This window comes from Pseudomonas glycinis, from assembly GCF_054871425.1.
Genome location: NZ_JBTYHF010000001.1, coordinates 547,024 through 572,566, shown reverse-complemented (window position 1 = coordinate 572,566; position 25,543 = coordinate 547,024). Strand labels below are relative to the sequence as shown.

16 protein-coding genes are annotated in these 25,543 nt (G+C 60.5%); 6 read left to right on the top strand and 10 right to left on the bottom strand.

The window, feature by feature from the left end:
- Positions 1-23: 23 nt before the first annotated feature.
- Positions 24-902, top strand: a complete 879-nt coding sequence (locus ACYSTU_RS02525) for an MBL fold metallo-hydrolase (RefSeq protein ID WP_217878752.1) — start codon at positions 24-26, stop codon at positions 900-902.
- 45 nt (positions 903-947) lie between these two features.
- On the top strand, positions 948-1,562 hold the full coding sequence (locus tag ACYSTU_RS02520; RefSeq protein WP_498995712.1) for an NAD(P)-dependent oxidoreductase: 615 nt from the start codon (positions 948-950) through the stop codon (positions 1,560-1,562).
- A 323-nt stretch (positions 1,563-1,885) separates the two neighbouring features.
- Here ACYSTU_RS02520 and ACYSTU_RS02515 read toward each other — a convergent pair whose 3' ends face one another.
- Positions 1,886-2,767, bottom strand: a complete 882-nt coding sequence (locus tag ACYSTU_RS02515; protein ID WP_336463843.1) for a LysR substrate-binding domain-containing protein — start codon at positions 2,765-2,767, stop codon at positions 1,886-1,888.
- Between the two features lie 218 nt (positions 2,768-2,985).
- Between ACYSTU_RS02515 and ACYSTU_RS02510 the strand changes: the two genes are divergently transcribed.
- Positions 2,986-4,623, top strand: a complete 1,638-nt coding sequence (locus ACYSTU_RS02510; protein ID WP_498995708.1) for a 5-guanidino-2-oxopentanoate decarboxylase — start codon at positions 2,986-2,988, stop codon at positions 4,621-4,623.
- Positions 4,620-6,071: an aldehyde dehydrogenase family protein gene (locus ACYSTU_RS02505; protein WP_498995705.1), complete on the top strand. Its 1,452-nt coding sequence runs from the start codon at positions 4,620-4,622 to the stop codon at positions 6,069-6,071. The genes ACYSTU_RS02510 and ACYSTU_RS02505 overlap by 4 nt, the downstream gene beginning before the upstream one ends.
- A gap of 124 nt (positions 6,072-6,195) precedes the next feature.
- Here ACYSTU_RS02505 and ACYSTU_RS02500 read toward each other — a convergent pair whose 3' ends face one another.
- Positions 6,196-7,125 (bottom strand): AraC family transcriptional regulator, encoded by a 930-nt coding sequence (locus tag ACYSTU_RS02500; protein ID WP_016773445.1) that lies wholly within the window; start codon positions 7,123-7,125, stop codon positions 6,196-6,198.
- Positions 7,126-7,521: 396 nt separating this feature from the next.
- Here ACYSTU_RS02500 and ACYSTU_RS02495 point away from each other — a divergent pair, with 396 nt between their 5' ends.
- Positions 7,522-7,875, top strand: coding sequence for a putative quinol monooxygenase (locus tag ACYSTU_RS02495; RefSeq protein WP_016773446.1), 354 nt, complete (start codon positions 7,522-7,524; stop codon positions 7,873-7,875).
- Between the two features lie 43 nt (positions 7,876-7,918).
- Complete coding sequence (locus ACYSTU_RS02490) at positions 7,919-8,161, top strand: hypothetical protein (RefSeq protein WP_041479831.1); 243 nt, start codon at positions 7,919-7,921, stop codon at positions 8,159-8,161.
- Here the strand turns inward: ACYSTU_RS02490 and ACYSTU_RS02485 are convergent, their stop codons facing one another.
- The 8 genes from ACYSTU_RS02485 to ACYSTU_RS02450 all read right to left on the bottom strand — a co-directional run bounded on the left by ACYSTU_RS02485 (position 8,162) and on the right by ACYSTU_RS02450 (position 25,433).
- Positions 8,162-8,791 (bottom strand): flavin reductase family protein, encoded by a 630-nt coding sequence (locus ACYSTU_RS02485; RefSeq protein WP_016773448.1) that lies wholly within the window; start codon positions 8,789-8,791, stop codon positions 8,162-8,164.
- A 135-nt stretch (positions 8,792-8,926) separates the two neighbouring features.
- The gene (locus ACYSTU_RS02480) at positions 8,927-10,246 is read right to left on the bottom strand and encodes an MFS transporter (protein ID WP_024014128.1); all 1,320 of its coding nucleotides are present in this window, start codon (positions 10,244-10,246) and stop codon (positions 8,927-8,929) included.
- A 377-nt stretch (positions 10,247-10,623) separates the two neighbouring features.
- Positions 10,624-11,952, bottom strand: coding sequence for a sigma-54-dependent transcriptional regulator (locus ACYSTU_RS02475; protein WP_016773449.1), 1,329 nt, complete (start codon positions 11,950-11,952; stop codon positions 10,624-10,626).
- Positions 11,952-13,712, bottom strand: a complete 1,761-nt coding sequence (locus tag ACYSTU_RS02470; RefSeq protein ID WP_125917718.1) for a sensor histidine kinase — start codon at positions 13,710-13,712, stop codon at positions 11,952-11,954. Before ACYSTU_RS02470 ends, ACYSTU_RS02475 begins: the two co-directional genes overlap by 1 nt.
- Positions 13,713-13,796: 84 nt before the next feature.
- Positions 13,797-16,451, bottom strand: coding sequence for an RHS repeat domain-containing protein (locus ACYSTU_RS02465; protein ID WP_498995692.1), 2,655 nt, complete (start codon positions 16,449-16,451; stop codon positions 13,797-13,799).
- A gap of 54 nt (positions 16,452-16,505) precedes the next feature.
- Positions 16,506-19,232, bottom strand: coding sequence for an RHS repeat-associated core domain-containing protein (locus ACYSTU_RS02460; RefSeq protein WP_498995690.1), 2,727 nt, complete (start codon positions 19,230-19,232; stop codon positions 16,506-16,508).
- Entirely contained in the window at positions 19,229-23,710 is a 4,482-nt protein-coding gene (locus ACYSTU_RS02455; protein ID WP_498995687.1) for a SpvB/TcaC N-terminal domain-containing protein, read from the bottom strand. The genes ACYSTU_RS02460 and ACYSTU_RS02455 overlap by 4 nt, the downstream gene beginning before the upstream one ends.
- A 199-nt stretch (positions 23,711-23,909) precedes the next feature.
- Positions 23,910-25,433, bottom strand: coding sequence for a fumarate hydratase (locus ACYSTU_RS02450; protein ID WP_024014122.1), 1,524 nt, complete (start codon positions 25,431-25,433; stop codon positions 23,910-23,912).
- Between the last annotated feature and the right edge of the window lie 110 nt (positions 25,434-25,543).

The following is a 25,543-nucleotide window of genomic DNA, read 5'->3' as shown; positions in this document are numbered from 1 at the left end:
GCATTGGTAATCCGGAGCAACAAATGATCGGCTTCACCCCCTTCAAACGCGTTCTGCTCGCCGCAGCATTTTTCGGCTTTGCCGCCCAGGCATCCGCCGCCGAGCTGAGCCTCGATGTCTACAACCCGGGCACCGAGGCGATTTTCCCGGTCAGCTCGGTGCTGGTCAGCGGTGAGAAAGAAGCGATTCTGGTCGATGCGCAATTCGGCAAATCCCAGGCCGAACAGGTGGTGGAGAAGATCCGCGCCAGTGGTAAACAGTTGACCACCATCTACATCAGCCACGGTGATCCGGATTACTACTTCGGCCTCGACACCCTGACCAAAGCATTCCCGCAGGCGAAAGTATTGGCTTCGCAGCCGACCGTCGATCACATCAAGCACACCGTCGACGGCAAACTGGCCTACTGGGGACCGAAAATGGGCGCCGACGTGCCGGCGAAAACCATCGTCCCGGACGTGCTCAAGGGCGACAGCCTGACCCTCGAAGGCAAGCAATTGCAGGTGATCGGCCTCGACGGCAAGCAACCGGATCGCAGCTTCGTATGGATCCCGTCGCTCAAAGCAGTGGTCGGTGGCGTGGTGGTCGCCGAGAACATTCATGTGTGGATGGCCGACACCCAGACCGCGCAATCCCACGCCGACTGGCTGAACACCCTGCACACCATCGAAAGCCTGAAACCGCAAACCGTGGTGCCCGGTCATTACCTGGGTGACAGCAGCCGCTCGCTGGCGAGCGTGAAATTCACCGCCGATTACATCAAGGCCTTCGATGCCGAAACCGCCAAGGCCAAAGACTCCGCTGCACTGATCGCAGCGATGAAAAAGCGCTACCCGCAACTGGGCGAAGAAAGTTCGCTGGAGCTCAGCGCGAAAGTCGCCAAGGGCGAGATGCAGTGGTAAGCCGAACCTGAACACACAGCATTTTCAAGCCAACTGGAGAATGTCATGAGCAAGATCGCAATCATTGGTGCCACGGGTCGTGCCGGTAGCCAACTGCTGGAAGAAGCGCTGCGTCGCGGCCACAGCGTCACCGCCATTGCCCGCGATACCTCAAAGGTCGGTGATCGCGCCGGTGTCGTCAGCAAGAGCCTCGACGTGCTGGATTCGGCGGCGCTGCAAGCGGCGGTGGCCGGTCACGACGTGGTGATCAGCGCAGCGCATTTCGCCACCGTCCCGGCCTCGGCGATTGTCGGACCGGTAAAACAGGCGGGCGTGAAGCGCTTGCTGGTGGTCGGCGGCGCCGGTTCGCTGTTGCTGCCGGATGACACGCGGGTGATCGACAGTGCCGGTTTCCCGGCCGAATACAAAGCCGAGGCGAGCGCGGGGGCGGCGTTTCTTGATGCGTTGCGTCAGGCGCAGGAACTGGACTGGACTTTCCTGTCGCCGTCGGCGGAGTTTGTCGAGGGTGAACGCAGCGGCCAGTATCGCGTCGGCAAGAATCACCTGTTGGTCAGTGCCGAAGGGCGCAGCTGGATCACCTTTGCCGATTATGCGATTGCGCTGATTGACGAAGTGGAGACGCCGAAGCATTTGCGGCAGCGTTATACGGTCGGGTATTGAGTCAAGCCTTTTCCCCTCACCCCAGCCCTCTCCCGGGGGAGAGGGAGCCGACCGAGTTGTCTTGGGTCACGCATTGACCTGAACGACCGTGTCGATTATGGATTCGGCGTGGCTGTGTCAGGTCGATGAGTTTCTTGAGTATCCCCAATTAGCTCCCTCTCCCGGGGGAGAGGGAGCCGACCGAGTTGTCTTGGGTCACGCATTGACCTGAACGACCGTGTCGATTGTGGATTCGGCGTGGCTGTGTCAGGTCGATGAATTTCTTGAGTATCCCCAATCAGTTCCCTCTACCTGGGGAGAGGGCTAGGGTGAGGGGAGAGGCTTCAGCGCAAATGAGCCTGCTCAACCAGCCAGAGCATCAGCTCCTCAAGTTGCGGCGAGGGTTCGGCTGCGGCAGGCACCACCACGTAATACGCCAACCCCGTCTTCACCTTCAACGCAAACGGCATCACCAGCCGTCCGGCGTTCAGATCATCGCCAATCAGCGACCAGTCCCCGATCGCCACACCCGTGCCATGGGAGGCCATCGACATCGCCTGATCCAGCGTTTCGAAATGCTGCCCGCTGCCAAGGTTGCCCAATCGCAATCCCGCTGCATCGAGCCATACCGACCAGTCCTGAATGTCGTGGGTCGGGTGCAATAACAGATGCTCTTGCAAATCCTGCGGTGAATTCAGCGCCGGCGAACCCTTGAGCAATTGCGGCGAGCAGACCGGTGTCAGTTGCTCGTCGAACAGATGCAGCGCGCCTGGCGAATGGTCCGGCGGCGGGCCGTAGATCACCGCAGCGTCGAATTGCTCGCGCTGAAAGTCCACGCCGTGTTGCAGCGAGGCCGTCAATTTGACCGGCACGTCCGGGCGTTCCTTCTGCCATTGCAGCAGACGCGGCAGCAGCCAGCGCATCACGCAGCTCGGGGCCTTGAGTTGCAAGGTTTGCCGCGTCTGACCGATCTGCTCGGTCGCTTCACTGATCAGCCCGAAGACCTTTTCCACTCGCGGCAGCCATTCGCGGCCTTCGGCCGTCAGCGCCAGACCTCGGGCCAGACGAATGAACAACGGATAACCGAGCTGTTCTTCGAGCCCGGCGATCTGCCGGCTCACCGCGCCCTGAGTAATGTGCAGCTGCTCGGCGGCGCGAGTGAAGTTGCAGCATTGCGCGGTGATCCAGAACGTATGCAGAGCGGGCAGGGGTGGCAGGCGTTTCATGGCGATCCGAGGTATGACGTGGCGACATGGCTAGTATGACTTTTAATCGATTGTTGCTGCCAGTTGCGCACCGTTCCAATGGGCACTCCACGGACCCTGTGGGAGAGAGCCTGCTCGCGAAGACGGTTCAAGGTTCGACACGGATGTTGGCTGGACCGCTTATTCGCGAGCAGGCTCGCTCCCACAGGGAGTGTTCAGTGAATGAAAGGGCAATCAACATGGCAACGTGCGGCGAAGTACTGGTCAAGCTGTTGGAGAATTACGCGGTCGAGCAGGTGTTCGGCATTCCCGGTGTGCACACCGTTGAGCTGTACCGAGGCCTCGCCCGTTCAAGCATCAACCACGTCACGCCTCGCCACGAACAGGGCGCCGGGTTCATGGCTGACGGCTACGCGCGCACCAGCGGCAAACCCGGTGTGTGCTTCATCATCACCGGCCCGGGCATGACCAATATCACCACGGCCATGGGCCAGGCTTACGCCGATTCGATTCCGATGCTGGTGATCTCCAGCGTGCAGTCGCGCAGTCAGTTGGGTGGTGGGCGCGGCAAGTTGCATGAACTGCCGAACCAGAGCGCACTGGTCGGCGGCGTCGCAGCGTTCTCGCACACGCTGATGTCCGCTGCCGAACTGCCGGTGGTGCTTGCTCGCGCTTTCGCGCTGTTCCAGGCCGGGCGACCGCGTCCGGTGCACATCGAAATTCCGTTGGACGTGCTGGTGGAAGAGGCCGATGAGTTGCTCGCCAGCCTGCCGGTGAATATCGATCGCGCCGGCGCCGCACCGGCTGCCGTGGCCCGCATGAGCGAACTGCTCGCCACGGCGCAACGTCCACTGATTCTCGCCGGCGGCGGTGCCATCAACGCAGCGCCGCAGCTGACCCGACTCGCCGAATTGCTCGACGCTCCAGTGGCGCTGACCATCAATGCCAAAGGCATGCTGCCGACCAGTCATCCGTTGTTGATCGGTTCGACGCAGAGCCTGGTTGCCACCCGCGCACTGGTCGCTGAAGCCGACGTGGTGCTGGCGATCGGCACCGAGCTGGCCGAGACCGATTACGACGTGACCTTCGCCGGCGGCTTCGAGATTCCCGGCAAGCTGCTGCGCATCGACATCGATGCCGATCAGACCGTGCGCAACTACCCGCCGCACATCGCACTGGTCGCTGATTCGCGCAACGCCGCGCAAGCATTGCTCAGCGCCTTGTCGCACCAACCGCTGGCCGAGCGCCGCAATGATTGGGGCCAGGTCCGCGCCGCGCGTCTGCGTAATGAATTGGCGGCGAGCTGGGATGCACCAACGCTGGCGCAGACGCGTTTGCTCGAAACCGTGCTGCACGAATTGCCCGAAGCGGTGTTCGTCGGCGATTCCACGCAACCGGTGTACACCGGCAACCTCACGTTCAACCCCGAGCGTCCGCGTCGCTGGTTCAACGCATCCACCGGTTACGGCACCCTCGGCTATGCGTTGCCGGCGGCGATTGGTGCGTGGCTCGGCGGCCAACTCGATAACGGCGCGCGCCCGCCAGTGGTGTGCCTGATCGGCGACGGCGGCTTGCAGTTCACCCTGCCGGAACTGGCCAGCGCCGTTGAAGCACGGGTGCCGGTGATCGTGCTGCTGTGGAATAACCAGGGTTACGAGGAGATCAAAAAGTACATGGTCAACCGCGCCATCGAACCGGTCGGCGTGGACATCTACACCCCGGATTTCGTCGCCGTGGCCAAGGGCCTCGGTTGCGCCGCGCAAGCCATCAGCAGCATCGACGAATTGTGCGCAGCGCTGCGTAAAGCGACGGACCGGCAAGGCCCGACGCTGATTGAAATCGACCAGAACCAGTGGATGCAGGCGGTGGCCCAATGATCAGTTTTCCAACCACACTCGACGGGCTCTACATCAACGGTCAATGGTCGTCGGGCCGCGAGCATCTACGGGTGATCAATCCCGCTACCGAAGCGCTGCTGACCACCGTCAATGGTGGTGACGAGCACGCCGTCGACCAGGCGATCAGCGCGGCGACCGAGGCGTTCGAACACTGGTCGAAAACCACCGGCGCCGAGCGCGCTGCGATCCTGCGCAACATTGCCAACGGCGTGCGCAACGGTCGCGATCACTTGATGAACCTGCAGTCGAGCAACAACGGTAAACCGCAGTTCGAAGCGGCCATCGATGTCGATGACGTGATCGCCACTTTCGACTATTACGCCGAACTCGCCGAAGGCTTCGACGCCGGTCAGGAAAGCAACGTGCCGCTGCCCAGCGAGGATTTCAGCGCACGCTTGCGGCGCGAGCCGTGCGGCGTAGTCGGGCTGATCGTGCCGTGGAATTTCCCCATGGTCACCACCGCGTGGAAACTGGCACCAGCGCTCGCCGCTGGTTGCTGCGTGGTGCTGAAACCTTCTGAAGTGACGCCGCTGCCGGAGCTGGAACTGGCCGCGATCATCGCTGAATCCGGTTTGCCCGACGGCGTGTTCAATCTGGTCTGCGGCACTGGTCTGGCGGTGGGCGCGCCGTTGTCGGCGGATCCACGTATCGCCAAGATCTCTTTCACGGGCAGCAATGCGGTTGGCGTGCAGGTGATGCAACGCGCTGCCGAAACGGTGAAGGGTGTGAGCCTGGAGCTGGGTGGCAAATCTTCCTTGCTGGTGCTGGCGGATGCCGATTTGGAGCTGGCGGTGGAACTGGCCTGTGGCGGGGCGTTCTTCAACGCCGGGCAGATGTGCTCGGCCACCAGTCGCGTGCTGGTGGCCGAGGAATTGATGGACGAATTTCTTCAGCGCCTGCAAAAACGTGCGGAGGCGATTCGAGTCGCCGATCCGTTTGATGCGGATGTGGAGATGGGCGCGCTGGTCAATCAGGCGCAGTACCAGCGGGTGCTTGGGCATATTGATCGCGGTTTGAGCGCCGGGGCGAGGTTGGTGTGCGGCGGCAATCGTCCGGCGCATTTGCCGCGCGGTTATTTTCTGCAACCGACGGTGTTCACCGACGTGCCGCTGGACAGCGCGTTATGGCGCGAAGAGATTTTCGGCCCGGTGGTGTGTGTGCGCGGTTTCGCCAGTGAGAGCGAGGCGATTGCGCTGGCCAACGACACGCAGTTCGGACTGGTCGCGAGTGTAGTGACGCGCGATGCTGCAACGGCGGATCGCGTGGCCAACGCCTTGCAGGCGGGGCTGGTGTGGATCAATGCGCCACAGGTGATCTTCCCGCAGACGGCATGGGGTGGGTACAAGCAGAGCAGTGTCGGCCGCGAACTGGGGCCTTGGGGGTTGGCGGCGTTTCAGGAGATCAAGCATGTGATCCGCGCGGTCTGATCATAGATATGTAGCGCTTGGACTGACCCCTTCGCGAGCAGGCTCGCTCCCACATTGGAATGCATTTCCCTGTGGGAGCGAGCCTGCTCGCGAAAGCGCCATAAGCCCCACTTCAGGTTCCGGATCAGACCGAAAGCCGCAACCGCGCCAGATCCCGCAACGGCGGCGCGCCAAACAGGCGGCTGTATTCGCGGCTGAACTGCGACGGACTTTCATAGCCCACCCGATACCCCGCTGCCGAGGCTTCCAGCCCTTCGGTCAACATCAGCCGCCGCGCCTCTTGCAGGCGCAATTGCTTCTGATATTGCAACGGACTCATCGCGGTCATCGCCTTGAAGCGATGATGCAACGTCGACACGCTGAGGTTCACTTCCCGCGCCAGATCATCGATGCGCAGCGGCTGCTCGAAGTTGCCGTTGAGCCATTTGATCGCTTGGCTGATGCGATGGCTCTGGCTGTTGGCAATCGCAATCTCATACAGACGATGGCCCTGTGGGCTGCGCAGCAGGCGATAGAGAATCTCCCGGCGAATCAGCGGCGCGAGCATGGCGATGTCTTTCGGCGCGTCGAGCAGCCGGGCCAGACGCAGCACCGCGTCGAGCATGGCGCTGTCGATTTTTTCCACGTACAGACCACGTCCGGTCGGCCGGGTCGGCACGCCCATCGGGCCGGCGTCGGCGATCAGCGCGGTGATTTCGGTCGGGTCAATGTCGAGGCGCACGGCGAGGATCGGTTCTTCCGGCGAGACATTGACCACCCGGCCGCTGAGCGGCATCGAAACCGACACCACCAGATAATTCAGCGGGTCGTAGTTGAAGAACTCATCGGCCAGGCGGACCTCTTTGCGCCCCTGCGCCATGATGCACAGCGCCGGCTGCGCGAGTACCGGGGCAAAGTCATGGGACTGGGTGTGGCGCGACATCACCAGCGAACCGATCGCGGTCTGGTAGCTGCCATCGTCGCTGGTGTTGCGGCGGATGATCGCCGCCAGCTCCGCACGCTGCTTTTCCATGTCGGCGCTGGGTTCGGCTTGAAAACGATCGAATGACGTCATGCACGGCATCCTCGGCAAGTGAGGGGGGAATGCAGCAGAGCATATGTTTGTGCAAGCAGCAGCGGTAGACACATTCTGCCAAATGCTTGCCTGATTCTGCCCGCAGGTGCACGCAGGTCACCCGCCAGACGATTCCGTAGGAGCTGCCGAAGGCTGCGATCGTTGATCTTCAAGGCAAAAGCCAAAGATCGCAGCCTTCGGCAACTCCTACACAAAACCCGTATGACAGACGTGTTGCGCGGGTTTACAGGTTGTTACAGGTCGTCTGCGCAGTCTCGCAGGATTGTGCAACGCGAAGGCAGGAATCGACTAACGGCGCAGCCGGCCCGGCCCTTAATCTTTGCTTCAGTCGCAGCCCCTCCCCCGGCTGCCATGCGATTTCATGGAGGGTTGATCATGTCCAAGCAAATGCCTGTCAGTCATATGGCCTTCGTTCGTGCCCAGGCCGGGCGTTCGGCGGAACTCGGCGTGCGCCTGAGCGCGTTGATCGAGGTCTCGCGCGCGGCGCCCGGCTGCCTGAGTTTTTCCCTGCAACAATCGCAGTGCGACGCCGACCTGTGGCTGGTCAGCGGCTACTGGAGCAGTCAGCAGATGATGACGACTTATTTCAACAGTCCGTCGATGGAAGTCTTCGCCGAGCTGGTCCAGGACCTGGTGGTCAACAGCCTCGACTTCCACACCTTCAGAGACGTTTCCGCCGCGCAGGCCCTCGGTCAATGCGCCGCGCCGATACACAAACTCGCCGGTTGAGGGTTTAATGTCCGGCTTATTTGATTGAGCCAGGATCCGCGACATGGCACGTAAAGAGTTTGAACGCTTCGAAGCAGTCTCCGCAGTCGTCCCCGTCGAGTTGGGCGGCAACAAGGGTTATTACGCGGCCATCGCGGTCAAGGCCCTGGTCGATGGCGGCGCCCCACGCTTTCACAAGTTGCTCAATGAGCAAGTGTTCCCCGGCGCCATTGCTGCCGATGACGCAGCCATCAACGAGCTGGACAAGCTCAAGGGCGTCACTGACGACGCCGAGCTGATCTGGTAATTACTTCTGTGCGCCCGGGCGCCACATCTTGAACAGAGCCTCAGGCCCCAGCTGGAAATAATCCGCCGGCCCGCCGCCGCGCAAAATCGGTTGTGCGGCGGCAGTGTCGTAGATGCCGTCCTTCAGCAGCCATTTGGCGATGTGCACTGCAACCACCTCACCGAGGATCAGCCAGCTCGGTACGGTTTCGCCATCGGCGCGTTGCAGCTGGATGATCTGCGTGACCTTGCACTCGAAGGACACCGGGCTTTCGGCGACCCGAGGCACCGAAATCAGCTTTGACGCCACGGTCGTCAGCCCTGCCAGTTCAAACTCGTTGACCTCAGGCGCGACCATCGCGCAGCTCTGGTTCATCTGCTCGGCCAACGGGCGCGTGGCGAGGTTCCAGACGAACTCCCCGGTCTGCTCGATGTTGTTCAGACTGTCTTTGCGCCCGACACTGGAAAAACCAATGATCGGCGGCACGTAGTTGAACGCGTTGAAGAAACTGTACGGCGCGAGATTGAGCCGGCCTTCGGCATCCTGCGAGGAAATCCAGCCGATGGGCCGCGGGCCGACGATGGCGTTGAACGGATCGTGAGGCAGGCCGTGGCCGTTGGCGGGTTCGTAGAAGTGGATGTCATCGGGCATGGGGAGCGGATTCCTGAGCTGCATTCGGATGCAGCCATAGTGCAAGGACCCAGCGCATATTTCCAGCCAGACGCGAGACCCCGTAGGGTTCGTGGCAGGACACAGATTTTGTGGCCTGCCAGCGATGCGGTGCGATCAGTCAGTGACGATCCGCGAATGCTTCTGGGTGTCTTTCATGGTGATGTACACCAGCAGCGACACGGCAATGCACGCGGTGACGTACCAGTAGTAACCGGTTTCCATGCCGATGCTCTTGAACCACAGCGCGATGTATTCGGCAGTGCCGCCGAAGATCGACACGGTCAGCGCGTACGGCAGGCCGACGCCCAGGGCGCGGATTTCGGTCGGGAACAATTCGGCTTTGACCACCGCATTGATCGAGGTGTAGCCGCTGACGATGATCAGCGCGGCCATGATCAGGAAGAACGCGCCCCACCAGGTCTGGATGGTGTGCAGGGTCATCAGGATCGGCACGGTGAAGATCGTACCGAGCACGCCGAACGCGATCAGGATCGGGCGACGACCGATCTTGTCCGACAGGCCACCGATGATCGGTTGCAGGCACATGAACAGGAACAGCGTGGCGGCGGAAATGGTGGTCGAGTCGGAGATGCTCATGCCGACCGTGTTCACCAGGTATTTCTGCATGTAGGTGGTGTAGGTGTAGAACGCCAGGGTGCCGCCCATGGTCAGGCCGACCACGGTCAACAGCTCTTTCGGGTGGCGCATCAAGGTGCGCATCGCGCTTTCCTTGGACTTCTCTTTCTTGGTGAACGATTCGGTTTCTTCCATGCCGCGACGCAGGTACAGCGCTACCACTGCGCAGAGCGCGCCGATGGCGAACGGGATACGCCAGCCCCACGCGTACAGCTGTTCGGTGGTCAGCATGTTTTGCAGCACGATCAACACGCCGAGGGCGATGAGCTGGCCGGAGATCAGGGTCACGTACTGGAAGCTGGAGAAGAAGCCGCGACGTTCCTTGGTCGCCATCTCGGACAGGTAAGTCGCCGAGGTGCCGTACTCGCCACCGACCGACAGGCCTTGCAGCAGGCGGGCGAACACCAGCAGGATCGGCGCGCCGATGCCGATGGTTTCATAGTTCGGGCTCAGGGCGATCAGCAGCGAGCCGAAGCACATCAGGTACACCGAGGCCATCAGCGCTTTCTTGCGCCCGACCTTGTCGGCGTACATGCCCATCAGCCAGCCGCCAATCGGACGCATCAGGAAGCCCACGGCGAAGATCGCAGCGGTGTTCATCAGTTGCGCGGTGGTGGAACCGGCGGGGAAAAAGGTCTTGGCGAAGTACAGGGAGAAGGCGGCATACACATACCAGTCGTACCACTCGACCATGTTGCCGACAGAACCACTGAAGATCGATTTGATCCGGCTGGCGGTGGTTCTCGGTTTGGCCGGCACGGCAGCCGACCCAAGGGGCAGGGCGTTGGAGTTATCCATTGAAGGATCCTTCGTTTAATTGTTTTTGTGGAGCGCGTCGGAACGCAGCCTGCCAGGGCTATAGCAGGAGGTGTGCCAACGGGTGAGGGGCCGGTTTAGAGGGGGTGGCGGGGAGGAGTGAGCGGATTTGTGCCGACTGATTGGGCTGAGTGAGCGGATTTCCGCTTACCGCGTGAAGATCAAAAGCCCCTCACCCTAGCCCTCTCCCAGAGGGAGAGGGGACTGACCGAGGTGTTCTTGTGGGTTACATCGACCTGCAATATCGAGTCGAATACAGATTCGGGAAAGCATGGAGATCGGCTCCCTTCCCCCTCGCCCCCTGGGGGAGAGGGCTGGGGTGAGGGGGATGGATTTCAGCTACACCACAAATCTCTGCCTCACTCCGCCAGAAACATCTCCCGACTCAACCCATGCCGCTGCATCTTTTCATTGAACGTGCGGCGCGGCAGTTGCAGTTCTTCGAGCACGGCTTTGACATCACCCTTGTGCCGGGTCAACGCCGCGCGCAGGCATTGCGCTTCGAACGCTTCCTGCTGCGCCGCCAGTGACTGCCCCGGGTCGATTCCGGCGACCGGTTCATCAAGCCCCAGTACCTGACGCTCGGCAACGTTGGCCAGTTCGCGGACGTTGCCCGGCCAGTCATGGCTGAGCAAGTGACTGAGCTGCGCACCGGTCAACGGCGGAAAGGTCCGGCCCAGACGCTGGGCGGCGTTCTGGGCAAAGGTTTCAAACAGTAATGGAATGTCTTCGCGGCGATCACGCAGCGGCGGCAAGCGCAGTTCGGCGACGTTGAGGCGATACGCCAGGTCCTCACGAAAACGCCCGGCGCGAGCTTCGTCGAGCAAGTCCGGTTTGGTCGCCGCGACGATACGCAAATCAACGCGAATGCTCTGGTTCGAACCCAGCCGCTCGAGTTTCTGTTCCTGCAAGACCCGCAGCAATTTCACCTGCTGGGCCAGCGGCATGCTTTCGATCTCGTCGAGAAACAGCGTGCCGCCATCGGCATATTCCAGCTTGCCGATGCGCTTGCCCGAGGCGCCGGTAAACGCGCCGCTCTCATGGCCGAACAGTTCAGCCTCGAACAGTTGCTCCGGGATCGCCGCGCAGTTCAGCGCCACGAAAGGTTTGCCGGCGCGCGGGCCGAAATCATGCAGGCAACGCGCGACCAGTTCCTTGCCGCTGCCGGTTTCACCACGGATCAGCACGTTGACCGGCAACGTCGCCAGATCCAGCACTTGCCGACGCAATGTCTGCAAGCCGCGGGACACGCCGAGCAGCGTCGCATCGAGCTTTGCGCGGTTGTCGGCCAGTTCGTGCAGCGCGCGGTTTTCCAGGACCAGGCGGCGTTTGTCCAGCGCCCGGCGCAGGCTGCCGAGCAGGGTTTCCGGGCTGAACGGTTTTTCCAGAAAGTCGTAGGCGCCATCGCGCATGGCTTCGACCGCCATCGGCACATCGCCATGGCCGGTAAGCAGAATCACCGGCAGATCGCTGTCGCGCTTTTGCACTTCGGCGAGCAATTGCAAGCCGTCCATGCCGGGCATGCGCACGTCGCTGAGGATCACCCCGGCAAAATGTTCCGGGAGCGCGGCGAGGCATTCTTCGGCACGGCTGAACAATTGCACCTGAAACCCCGACAGGCTCAGCCACTGTTCAACGGCGTCGCGAATGCTGCTTTCGTCGTCGACCACCATCACCGAATTGAGCATCAGATGTGTGCCTCCAGATCGATTGGCAGGGTCAGGCTGAACACCGCGCCGTGGTCGCCATTCTCGACGCTCAGGCGCCCGCCGGATTCATGCACGATGGCGAAGGATACTGCCAGCCCCAGGCCAAGACCATCGCCCACCGGTTTGGTGGTAAAGAACGGATCGAACACCTGGCCCAGATGTTCCTCGGCAATCCCGCCGCCGTTGTCGCTGACGCTGAGCCGCCACAATTGCTCATCGGCCTCCAGACGGATTTCCAGGCGCTTGCAGGCTTTACCCTGCATCGCATCCAGCGCGTTGCGCAGCAAATTGATCAACACCTGTTCCAGACGAATCGCATCACCGCGTACCCACGCCGGACGGGTCAGATGCAACACAAGGCTGACTTGTTCGTCACGCAGCCGCGCATCGAGCAGTTGCAGCGACTGATCGACCACCGTCGCCAGATCCAGACGTTCGCGCAGACCGCTCGGGCTTTTGCGGGCGAAAGTCTTGAGGTGGCCGGTGAGGGCAGCCATGCGCGTGAGCATATCGTCCACCGGTTTCAGCGCCTTGTAGGCGTCATCGACGCGGCCATGTTCGAGCAGCAGGCGCAGGGTGGCCAGCTGCATGCGCTGGGCGGTCAGCGGTTGATTGATTTCGTGGGCCAGTGCGGCGGACATCTGCCCCAGCGCGGCGAGTTTGGCCGATTGCACCAGACCTTCCTGCGCGGTGCGCAAGTCGCGGGTGCGCTCCTCGACCAGACGCTCGAGTTCTTCGCGATTGCGCTGACGGACCTTGGCCAGCCGCCAGCGCTGATTGAGAAACAGCAACAAGAACACCAGCGCCAGCCAAACGCCAGCGGCGGCCAGTGCGGCGTTGCGCAAATCTTCGAAGGCCACTTGCGGACGGCGCAACAGGTGCAGGGTCCAGCCTTCGGTCGTCAGCGGCAGCGATTCCCATAAATAGTCCGCCGTGCCCTGCGGACCTTCGACCCGGCGCAGATCGCTGTTGTCATCGAAGCGCCGTAGCGGCAAATGGGTCAGCGGCAGCAGCGATTGCTTGTCGTACTGACGCGTGGTTTTGATCTCGGCCAGATCATCGGCGCTCAACGGCCGCAAGGCGCGATAACGCCAACCCGGCTGATTGGCGATAAAGATGATGCCGCGTGCATCGCTGACCAGCAGCGTGTCGCTGCCCTGGCTCCATTCACGTTCCAGCTCGGGAAATTCCAGCTTGACCACCATCGCGCCGAGAAACTCGTCGTTGTCGCCAAGTACGGCGCTGGAAAGGAAATACCCGGGAATGCCGCTGGTCACGCCCACTGCGTAAAAACGCCCGGTGCCTTGGGTGCGGGTCTGGCTGAAGTAGGGACGGAAGCCGTAATTGTGGCCAACGTAACTGCTGGGCAAGCGCCAGTTGCTGGCGGCCACGGCCAGGCCGGTACGATCCAGCAGTTCCAGGGTCGAGGACTGCGCCGCACCGTTGATCTTTTCCAGCTTCACATTCAATGCCGCTTGCTGCGCAGCATCGACCGGTCCGGCCAGGGCCGAACGCAATTGCGGGTCCAGCGCCAGCACGGCGGGCAGGGCGCGATAGCGGTCGATCAGGGTGTGCAAGGAGTTGGCGTACAACCCCAGTTGCTGATTGGCGCGGGCCGCGTCTTCTTCCAGTGCCTGACGCTCGGCGTGGCGCATCGCGAGCGTCGCGGCAATGACCGTGCCGGCAATGATCAGCAGGGAATACAACGACAGACGCAGGGTACGGGAAGTCGGCAGCATGCTGGATCAAAGGTCGGCAGGACGGGCGGGCACGATAGCATGGGCCGAGATGGCCGGGCGCGCTGTTCGCGCCGGCCGTGTCTGCTAAACAGCTGTCTCCTGTACCTGACGTCGATGCACAAGATTCAACCTCGGCTTCGGCACCGGTCTTGCCTGAGGTTCGGCAGCGAGCGAGCGCTCCAGTTGCTGCAGGCGTTCAGTCACGCCTTGCGCCTCGCTCGGCGCTTCGATGATTGCCTGTGCGGTTTGCATGACCTTGTCGATGGCTTCGAACGGGTCTACACCATTCCTGGACAGCTTCATGACCTGACGCTGTTTTTCTGCATCCAGTGCGTCCAGTTGGGCATAGAACATCTTCTGGATGTGCTCGGAGTAGCTGTTGAGGTTATCCGTGAAGGTCTTGATGCTGTCGATAAGCGCAGCACCTCCATCAAGAAGAGCCCCCGCGCCGTCGACGGCTTTTGCAGCGCCGTCGCCCAGCGTTTTCAGCCCGTCCTTGAGCTCTTGGGTGTGCAGTGTCTGCGCTGCTTTCAAACCTTTCTTGAAGAAGTGGTAACGCAATACCGGAAACACTATTGCCCCCGCGATTGCCCCTGCGCCGGAACCGATGGCGTTGCCGATTCCGGGTACCACGGTGCCGATGACACTGCCGATGGCGATGCCTTTGCCGATACCGTAAAAGACCGATTTGATGCCGGCCCGGGAGGTGATGAATTTGCCGAACGTCATGCTTTTGCGCACCTCCTCGATGTTCTGGCCTTCAGGAATCAGGCCATCGAACTCGGTGGTCAGGTTGTGCAATTGCTCCGCCGCAGTTTGCGCTTGATCAAAAATACCCACCGCTTTTCTGATCAGGTCAAACACCACTTTGAAGGCACCGGTCTGGTCGACATGAACGATCGGGTTGTTACCGACGAATCCATACAGATTCAACCCATCCACATCCCCCGCCGGATCGGCACTGACCCAACGCTGCAACCACGGCGCGTAATACCGGGCGCCGTAGTAATACAAACTGCTGACGTCCATTTCCTTGCCGGAATATCGGATGAAGCGGTATTCGATTTCCGATTCCGGCGCCATCCACGCGGTTTCGCCGAACGGGTAATAGCCTTCTGCGCTGGTGACCACAGCGTTTTCATTGAGCTCCATTACGCAAGAGCCCAGGTGGTCTTCGAGGGTGTAACGTATTTGGTCGTCTATCGGCACTGCACGTTGCGCCCAATGCAGGCAGCGCGCGTTACCGAGGCTGATGATGTGCAGCTCCTCGCCGTTGTCCTTGCTGCGAATTTCCAGCCCCGGCAGGTAGCGCACCTGGTGGAAGTGGCGGACCTTGTCGGTAAACCATTCATGACATTTGAGGACCCGCTGGCCGGCGCTGTACTGGTAATACTCGGCATCGTTATCGCCGTCCTGACGGATAACCAGATCCACGCGCTCCAGCTCATCACGCCTGCTCCATTGCAATGACGGACCGTGGCGCAGCTTGCGTTGATTGCCGTGCGGGTCGAACCAGGTACCGAAGTCCGGCGGCTCGTCGCCCGTTTCCCAACGCACCCCGCGATTGCTTTGATCATCGATGCGCATGCGCCGGGTGCGGCTGGCGCCGTCGCGCTGATGACGTAGTTCGATCAGGTTGCCGCCATCGTCGTAGCTATACGTCTGGGTGTAGTTGAGGCGGTTTTTCTCGTCGGGCGGTTGCGGCAAGCCGGGAATGTCCGGGGGCAGTGCGTCGTCATGACCGGTCGCGCGGATCAGGCGGTACAGGGAGTCGTAGTCGAATTCACGGTGGCCGTCGACTCGTTGATTGGCGAAAGAGACGGGCTCGAAGGCGTGGTCCTCGATGCGAGTGATGTTACCGACGCGATCGTAGAAATATTGCAGATCCTGCAATCTGGGGTGAGCAGTTTTCTGACTGGTGCGCGTATGCAGGCGTCCGTCGGCCGGGTCATACGTCCACTGACTCAGGACACCGTTACCGGCCAGCTGCGAGATGATCTGATTGTTCGCGTTGTACTGCGCATCCAGCAAGACCTGCGTGACTTTCGTCTCGACTTGCAGCTCCATTTGCCTGAGCTGCCCCGCAAGACCATAGCGCGATGCTCTGCGATGGCCGCCGGCATCGGTTTGCTCCAGCACCGCGCCCAGCGGGCTGAACACCTGATGACTGGTAAAAGCCTGCGTGTCCTGGAACGTTCGGGTTTCCTGCATCGGCTGGCCAGCGAGGGAATAGCTGGATATCGCCAGAACTCCAGACACATCAGTTTGCTTGATCAACCGTCCGCGCAGGTTGTGGTTGGCGGTGTCGGCGGCACCGGCGTAGAGGAAAGTGTCGACCTCTTCCTCCTCATCCTTTTCGATGACCTGGAGTCTGACGACACGCAGCTGGTCGTCAAAGGTCGATCGCCAGACATGGCCGCGTTCGTCCCAACGTTGCCGAGGCTCACCGGCCAGCCCCGGCAATACCAAGCGCCAGCCGGCATCGACGCTGCCGATTTTCAACACAATGCCGTTGAGCGCGTAGTGAGTAGTGAGGTTGGGCGCAGATAAGCGCGGATCCCGTTTCTCGACCAGGCGCCCGGCAGGGTTGTGAGTCTGGCAGGTGATCAGGGGCTTGATCTCTCCATGCGTCGTTGCACACAGATAGGCAATATGCCTGACGACCAAAGCCCGTGGATCCTTGACCTGCACGCTTGGCGTATGGATATGCGTTGATCTATTCAAGGGCCAGGTGCTCATGATTTATCCAAGCGCAGAACCACGGTAAAACTGCCTGAAGGCAGGCGAACTTGTTTACGCCGTCTTTTGACTGTTGTATTGGCGATATCTGCCAATCAACTCGATACCGCGCCTGGCTTCAGCCATGCGCAAGGAAATTTCTTTCTTGATCCGATCCCGGCTGATTGAGCTGGAGTTCTGGGTTCCGACGCTACCTGTTGCAAGATCCAGCGCATAACCGAATGAGCCCACTAGGCCTTGGTCATAAAATTCGTTGACTCCGATTTCGCTGAAAGCCGCATTGATGTCGCTTTGGTCCTGTTCAAGCAGGTCGATAATCAAACCCAACGCTGCCTCGAGGTCATCAATTTCGATATCCCTTAAACCGGCCAGCGCTGTGGCTGTGTCCTTTCCAGAGTAAGCAATGGCCATCATGTCACTTGCAGCGGGTATCTGCGCAAACTTGCTGAGCGTTTTCTCGGCCACTGTTTCGATCAGCTTGTTTGCTCCCTCGGAAGTCCGAGGATCATATGATCTGGCTATTTTTTTTGCGTATCTCAGAGGGGTTAAAATGCCTGTTGTGGCGTTGCTGTGAATGCTCTCGGGGTTCAGTTTTTTGGCATCGGGCAGGACGGGAGTGGAAACAGTTGTAATTTCGCCGAGTTTGTCCATTGCCGCGCCGGAGATTTTTGAGGCGACAATCCCTCCGATAAATGTCCCGACTCCGGGCAATATCAGCGTCCCAAGTGCTTCGCCGCCTTTCCCTGCTGTCGTGGTGACAACTCCCTTGCCAATGTTGAAGCCTGTGTTTATGGCCATGCGTTTGGAAATGTCCGTAGCGCTGAACAGTCCGTTCAATTGCCGATTGTACGTTTGCAGCTCATTGCCCAGGTTATCCAGGACTTTTGCGTAAGTCGCGATGTCCTGCCTGACGTCAGACGGTAAGTCTTTTTTGTTACCGTCGTTATCGATGAACAGAATCGGGTTGTTACCGACAAAACCATACAGATTCAAACCGTCCACATCCCCCGCCGGGTCCGCACTGACCCAACGCTGCAACCACGGCGCGTAATACCGGGCGCCGTAGTAGTACAAACCGCTGACATCCATTTCCTTGCCGGAATATCGGATGAAGCGGTATTCGATTTCCGATTCCGGGGCCATCCACGCGGTTTCGCCGAACGGGTAATAGCCTTCTGCGCTGGTGACCACAGCGTTTTCATTGAGCTCCATTACGCAAGAGCCGAGGTGGTCTTCGAGGGTGTAACGTATCTGGTCGTCTATCGGCGCTGAACGTTGCGCCCAATGCAGGCAGCGCGCGTTACCTAGGCTGATGATGTGCAGCTCCTCGCCGTTGTCCTTGCGGCGAATTTCCAGCCCCGGCAAGTAGCGCACCTGGTGGAAGTGGCGGACCTTGTCGGTAAACCATTCATGACATTTGAGGACCCGCTGGCCGGCGCTGTACTGGTAATACTCGGCATCGTTATCGCCGTCCTGACGGATAACCAGATCCACGCGCTCCAGCTCATCACGCCTGCTCCATTGCAATGACGGACCGTGGCGCAGCTTGCGTTGATTGCCGTGCGGGTCGAACCAGGTACCGAAGTCCGGCGGCTCGTCGCCCGTTTCCCAACGCACCCCGCGATTGCTTTTCTGGTCGATGTACATCGTGCGGGTACGACTGTTGCCGTCGCGCTGATGACGCAATTCGGTCAGATTGCCGCCATCGTCGTAGCTATACGTCTGCGTGTAATTGAGGCGGTTTTTCTCGTCGGGCGGTCGCGGCAGGCCGGGAATGTCCGGGGGCAGCGCGTCGTCATGACCGGTCGCGCGGACCAACCGGTACAGGGAGTCGTAACTGAATTCGCGGTGGCCGTCGACCCGTTGATTGGCGAACCAGACGGGCTCGAAGGCGTGGTCTTCGATGCGGATGATATTGCCGGCGCGATCGTAGAAATATTGCAGATCCTGCAACCTGGGCTGAGCAGTTTTTTGACTGGTGCGCGTATGCAGGCGTCCGTCGGCCGGGTCATACGTCCACTGACTCAGGACACCGTTACCGGCCAGTTGCGAGGTGATCTGATTGTTGGCGTTGTATTGCGCATCCAGCAAGACCTGCGTGACTTTCGTCTCGACTTGCAGCTCCATTTGCCTGAGCTGCCCGGCAAGACCATAGCGCGATGCTCTGCGATGGCCGCCGGCATCGGTCTGTTCAAGTACGGCGCCAAGCGGACTGAACACCTGATGGCTGGTGAACGCTTCGTTATCGTGAAAAGTGCGCTTTTCCACCAGTGCCTGTCCGGTGAAGGCATAGCCGGTGATGTCCAGCGAACCTGACGGATCTGTCTGCCGGATCAACCGGCCGCGCAGGTTGGAGTCTGCTTCGGCAGAGCCTGGGGCGTACGTGAAGGTATCGAGCTGATTTTCGCCGTTTCCCGAAACTTCGAGCTGCACCACGCGCAATTGCTCGTCGAAGGTCGACTGCCAGACGTGGCCGCGCTCATCCCAACGGTGTCCGGGCTCCCCGGCCCTGCCCGGCAGCAGCAGGCGCCAGCCGCTATCCCGGCTGTTGGTAAACACGGCGATATCGTTCAGCGCAAACACGCTGGTTGTGTTTGCTGTCGGCAGGCGCGGATCCTGTTGCGCGACCAGACGCCCGGCGACATCGTGGCGCTGGCGGGTCACGAGAGCTTTCGGCGTGTCACCCGCCACGGTACGCAAATAAGCGACCTGACGGACTGGCAGGCCACGTCCGTCGCTGACGGTCAGCGAAGGCGTGCGCCAATGCGCGGAGGCGCTCATGAGCCTGGCCCGCGCGTAAACATCACCTCTTCAGCGGTGTCGTTGAAGTCCTCACTGGCGTGATACCAGGGATGATAAGTCTCGCGGGAAAAGTCGCCCTTGGCGTTGATCAGCTTGATCGGACGCCCCGTTGCGTCATAGAACAGCTGATCGAACAACCCGAGTTGGCGCAGCGATTGATCATTGACGTAGCGGTGGGTGTTGGCGAAAAACGGCCGGTATTGGCGCTGCGGCAGACCTTTGTTGTTGTATTCGACGCGTTCACTGATGCGCCAGCGTGTTTGCGTCGGTTGCTCACCTTCTTCGATCAGCAATTGACCATCCTCACCCACCACATAAGCCAACCCCGGATCGACCTTCTGCTGGGTTTGCAGTACCCGACCAAAGCCGTCGACGCAGGTTTTGACGATCTGGATCTGCGCCTTTATGGCGTCGTAGGGATAGCGGTCGGCGCTGAGCACTACGGTGTGAACCGGTTCTCGGTAAGCCAGTTCGATGGCCATGAGCAATTGCTGGTCTTCAGTGGTCAGACCAGGATTTCGCGCAAGCCGGCGACGTGTGCTGGCACGGATCTGCCCGCCGGGCAACAGGTCACCTTGCTTGATCGAGCGGCTTTGAAGTGTGGAGGCGGGTATCAGGCCCATCCAGCTGAAAAGGTTTTTGTGCAGAGTGCTCGCTGCGTGTCCTACGGTATCTTCCGGAAACTGAATGGCGTATTCCGAACTGGGATCCGGCAAGGTCCAGTCATCGGTCAGCTTGTCGAATCCGGCAGGTTTGCCATTCTCGGTACCGTGAAAGCTGATGATCAGCGGCTGACCGGAAGGCTCGTAGATGACTTCTTCAGTGTTGCCATTGGCGTCGGTGATTCGCTTGGGTTTCAGGGCGTGATAATCGAACTCCGCGACCTGAACGGCACAACCGTCGGGCAATTCCATGCGCATGACTGTCAGATAGCGTTGATCGTATTCGGCTTTGGTCACGCCATGGCTTGGCGTTTCATTGAAATCGAGCACGTTGTAGAACGCTTGCAAGCCGCCGTACCGGGCCAGATTGAACCGCGACGACCAAAGGTTTGGTTCCTCGCTGGGCGGTGCTTCGAACAGCAGCGCCATGGGTGAGTAACCAATTGCCGCGAGGGCCTCGCGGATATTCAGGTCCGGCACAATGCTGTAAGCGTCCAGCGCGGTTTTATCCAGCAGGGCAAGCTCCAGAGAGTGCGACAGCGCTTCGAATCCAGCGACGCCGTCATCCAGTTCAATACCCTCTACGTCCACATAACGCTGTATGGATTGCGAAGTCAGTACCCTTTCCATGGCCCATTCTTGCGTATCCTGCAGCTCTCTCAGTGATTCGAAAGACACCCGTGCCGGGTTCAACTCGCCGGGGAGCGTACCTTTGGCCAATTTCAGCGCATCGCCCCGTTCCAGATACGGCAAGCCCAATCGCCATTGCTGTGGCTCTGGCAGATTGATCAGACGTGCACGGGTTTCACTGATGTAAAAGTATTGCTGCGCCTCGTCGTGAGCGTCGGACCACCATTGATTCAGATGGTCTTCGGTGAAGGGGGGCGGGCTCTGGGCGGTCAACCTGCGCGCATAGCTCACTGTAAGTGCGTGGGCCGCGGCGCCATAAGCGTTCCAGCGCAGGGTAACATCGTGGCGGCACAGCGGGTCGTTGATAAAGCCGTCGTACTGATAACTGATGGCTTCGACCTGAAGGGGCAGCAGAACGGCTGCGGCATATGGCCCCTGCGGCCGCACCTTGCGAACCAGATAGCGCTTCTCTTCTACCGAGTACAGCGCGGCTGCATCGGGCGCCTGCGCATCGGCGCGGTAGGGGAAAATTTCTGTTCGAGCGACCGAGCCAACCAGTGCCTGCGCAATCCGATAGCGACTGTCGGACTCCTCCGGAGTGACGGGCTCATCGATTTCACCTTTGGGATGGTAACGACTGAACAGGGTTTCGCCCAACGGGCAGGCGTCCACATCCGCGCTGAAATAATCGTCGCGGGAGCGATTGATTTCCTGACCGTTGTGAAACCAGGTGCATGTTTGCACCGGCTCGCTGAAGCCAGGCTCTGAAGGATCGGTTCCAACCTCGCAGTCAAGTTGCTGCAAGTAGCCGAACCCGCGAAATTCCCTCTCCCTGCCGTCGTAGAACCCTTCGCGCCAAGTGAACGACTGGGTCAACCGGTTGCCGGTGATCTCGTCGTGCTGCTCCTGCTTTTTTACCACGGCCAGCGGAAATGGCAGGTGACATACCGGTGCACGCTCAAGCGCCAGCAGCCGCTCCTTTTCATCCAGCCATTCCTGAGCCGAGCTGCGATAAGTCACGCTGCTGGAACAGCCCATGTTGTTGTTACTGTTGACCAGCAGGTAGGGCTTGGCTGCAACAAAATCGTAGCGCCAATGCCGCGGCTGGATATGCGGCACCGTCAGAATCAGGCTGGCGCAACCGAGGCCTTGCAGGTCGGCGAAACTGACCTGGCACAAACGGTCATAGCGCACGTCTTCAGGCCACGGCACGCTGACGGGAATCTGCTCCAGGCCATTGCCGCCCCGGTTCAGGTAAATGTCGAACCCTTCGGATTTGAGATAGATCAATGCCGGCGCGCCGGAGCCATCGAGATCGGCCAGACGTACCCGCGAGGCGTCGAATTCTTCATGGGTGAAGGGCAGGGCGCTGATCTTGCGACCTTGACCGAATTTGCCATGACCAAGATTCGGCCAGCAGCGGACCTCGTCATGGCGGATGCGGCACAGCTCGGGCATGTCGCTGCCGAGCAGGTTGCCCAGAAGCACCAGTTCGGTTCGCGAGTTGCTGAACACCGGCAGACGATCGTCTGCGTATCCATGGGGTATTTCCTGAGCGGCGGCGAAGCCTTTTTCGCGCAGGCTGGCATAGAGGCGCACGCGGTCGGGGCTGATGCTGGCCGCTGACATCAGGCCGTCCCCGCTGAAATCCCCCATGGTCAAAGTCAGATCCTGGTGTTCCCGGGGAAACGTGTCGAACGCGCTGAACAGTTCGAATTGCCGCTGCGCATTCAGCGCATGAAACCCGCAGTAACCCAACCGGGCGATGATCAGGTCCAGGCGGCCGTCGCCGGTCAGATCAAGCAGTTGCGCCACGGCGCGGTTGCGATCTGCCACCGGGATCCTGTCCAGCAAAACCCATGGGCCGTAACCGATCAGTTCGGTACCAGGCGCCGCGCGTAGCGGTTCTCGGTAATACCAGGCGTTGTCGTAGCGGCAGAGAAAGCCCGGCACGCCCTCGCCATACAAATCGACGCATTGATAGAACCCGCCGTCTTCGATGCCCGGTTGAGTCTCGTTTTCCAACAGGCGTGCAGGTGCCTTGTTGATCTCGAAGGGCGAGTATTCGAACTCTAGCGGCGGTGAGTGCTCGACATTGCCTTGCGCATCGAAGGCCTGATAGTGCGCCGCGCTGATCTGGCTGTAGGCCCACTGCGCAGTGTTCTGGATCGGTCGATATTCCAGCAGCAGGCGACGTGCAAGTTTTGCCTCTGTCGCCAGGCCCCCGGGGAAGTGATGAAACATCAACACTTGCTGGCAGAGCCTGCGGGTGCTCAGCTCAAAACCCTGGCCATAGGTGGAAAACGGATCAGGCCGCAGCCGCCAGCGGTTCACTTCCTCGTAGCTCGGAATCTCCGTCAGCGAATTGCTGCGTTCGCCGTAATCGAACACCAGTTGAAAATGCCATGGCAGATCCGTCGGTCGGTCAGTGTCCCAGCTGTAAAGGTGATCGCTCGCCGTGGCATTGCCGTAACACACCCGTCGCAGATAGCGCTGGGCGCGGTAGTCGTGAATCGGGTCTTGCTCGTCAGGCTGATCGTCGGCCTTGTACTCGTAGCAGATGTGTTCGCCATGGGCGTTCATGCTTTCACACAATAGCCAGCTGCTGATGCGTGATGGGTCGTCGGGGTCGGCACGGCGGGAGGCGCTGGTTTTGCCGTAGACATGCAACGTACCGTCGGCGCCGTGGATCAGCCAGAAAGGGGCTCCGCCGTCAGCCGGATGCCAGCATTCGCGCAGGGAAAAATCACTTTCGATCCGCGCCCGGTAAGTCACGACGTTGTGTTCGGCAATGGGGCGGTCTCTGTAGCTGTGTTCCGTGCGCGACTTCAGGTTTCCGGCATCATCGAGCTCTGGCATCCACACCTCGCCGTCATGCCCGATGATTTCATCGTGCTCGGTATAACGTGGAACACCTTTATTGGTGCGGCGGCTGATCTGGCTCAGGCCCAGGTGGCAACCAAGGCCAAACGAACCGTTACCGCTCTGGCTGTTGATTGCCAAGGGTATTTGCGGACCGTAGCCACGACCGCTCGATAGCGGGATCAGCAATTCGCATCCAGCCGAGGCGGTCGGCCCTACGGCGCTCCAGCTTTTGCCGATAGTGGCGATCGATGAGCTTTTGGCGATGGAAGGAGCTGTGATGCTGAGGTCTTGATCGGCCATGGTCGAATCCATTCGCGCTACATAGGGCGTATGGATAGACGCTAACAGGAGTGGGCCGCTAATGGACCTGTCAGATCTGACAGGTGCGCAAGATCGTTTTCTGTGCTTGGGCGATTCTTTTATCGCAATTGGTTTGAACACACAAAAACGGCCGGGGCATCTTCGCGGATGCACCGGCCGTTTTCATGACACCAGAAGCTTACTGCACTTCTACCGCCAGGCTCTCGCTGATCTTCTGCTGCCAGATCGCCGGGCCAGTGATGTGTACCGACTCACCTTTGCTGTCCACCGCTACGGTGACCGGCATGTCCTTGACCTCGAACTCGTAGATCGCTTCCATGCCCAGCTCGGCAAATGCCAGCACCTTGGACTTCTTGATCGCTTGCGCAACCAGGTAAGCGGCGCCGCCGACAGCCATCAGGTACACGGCCTTGTTGTCCTTGATCGCTTCGATCGCGGTCGGGCCGCGCTCGGATTTGCCGATCATGCCCAGCAGGCCGGTCTGCTCGAGGATCTGGCGGGTGAACTTGTCCATCCGCGTTGCGGTGGTCGGGCCGGCCGGGCCAACCACTTCGTCACCGACCGGATCAACCGGGCCGACGTAATAAATGAAGCGACCTTTCAGATCCACCGGCAGGGTTTCGCCCTTGTTGAGCATCTCGACCATGCGCTTGTGCGCGGCGTCGCGACCGGTGAGCATCTTGCCGTTGAGCAGCACGGTTTCGCCCGGCTTCCAGCTCTGCACCTCTTCCGGGGTCAGGGTGTCGAGGTTGACGCGACGGGCCGACGGGCCGGCTTCCCAGACGATTTCCGGGTAGGCGTCCAGCGGTGGCGCTTCCAGCGAGGCTGGACCGGAACCGTCGAGCACGAAGTGCGCGTGACGGGTGGCGGCACAGTTCGGGATCATGCACACCGGCAAGGATGCGGCGTGGGTCGGGTAGTCCATGATCTTTACGTCGAGCACAGTGGTCAGGCCACCGAGGCCCTGGGCGCCGATGCCCAACTGGTTGACCTTCTCGAACAGTTCCAGACGCATTTCTTCGATGCGGTTCTGCGGACCACGGGCCTTCAGCTCGTGGATGTCGATGGATTCCATCAACACTTCCTTGGCCATCACTGCGGCCTTCTCGGCGGTGCCGCCGATACCGATACCCAGCATGCCCGGTGGGCACCAGCCGGCGCCCATGGTCGGCACGGTCTTCAATACCCAGTCGACGATCGAGTCGGACGGGTTGAGCATGGCCATTTTCGACTTGTTCTCGGAACCGCCGCCCTTGGCCGCCACGTCCACTTCCACGGTGTTACCCGGGACGATGGAGTAGTGAATTACGGCCGGGGTGTTGTCCTTGGTGTTCTTGCGAGCGCCTGCCGGGTCGGCAAGGATCGAGGCCCGCAGGACGTTTTCCGGCAGGTTGTAAGCGCGACGCACGCCTTCGTTGATCATGTCGTCCAGGCCCATGGTGGCGCCATCCCAGCGCACGTCCATGCCGACACGGACGAACACGGTGACGATACCGGTGTCCTGGCAGATCGGGCGATGGCCGGTGGCGCACATGCGCGAGTTGATCAGGATCTGCGCCATCGAATCACGGGCCGCTGGCGACTCTTCGCGCAGGTAGGCTTCGTGCATCGCCTGGATGAAATCCACGGGGTGGTAATAGGAAATGAACTGCAGGGCGTCGGCAACGCTCTGAATCAGGTCATCTTGCTTGATCACGGTCATGAGTCGCGCTCCTCTGAAAACGGTGGGGAAGCTACAGGCTTCTAGCTTCGAGCGGCAAGTTAAAGCATTACGCGGACAGCTTGAGCTTGCCGCTTGAGGCTTGCGGCTTA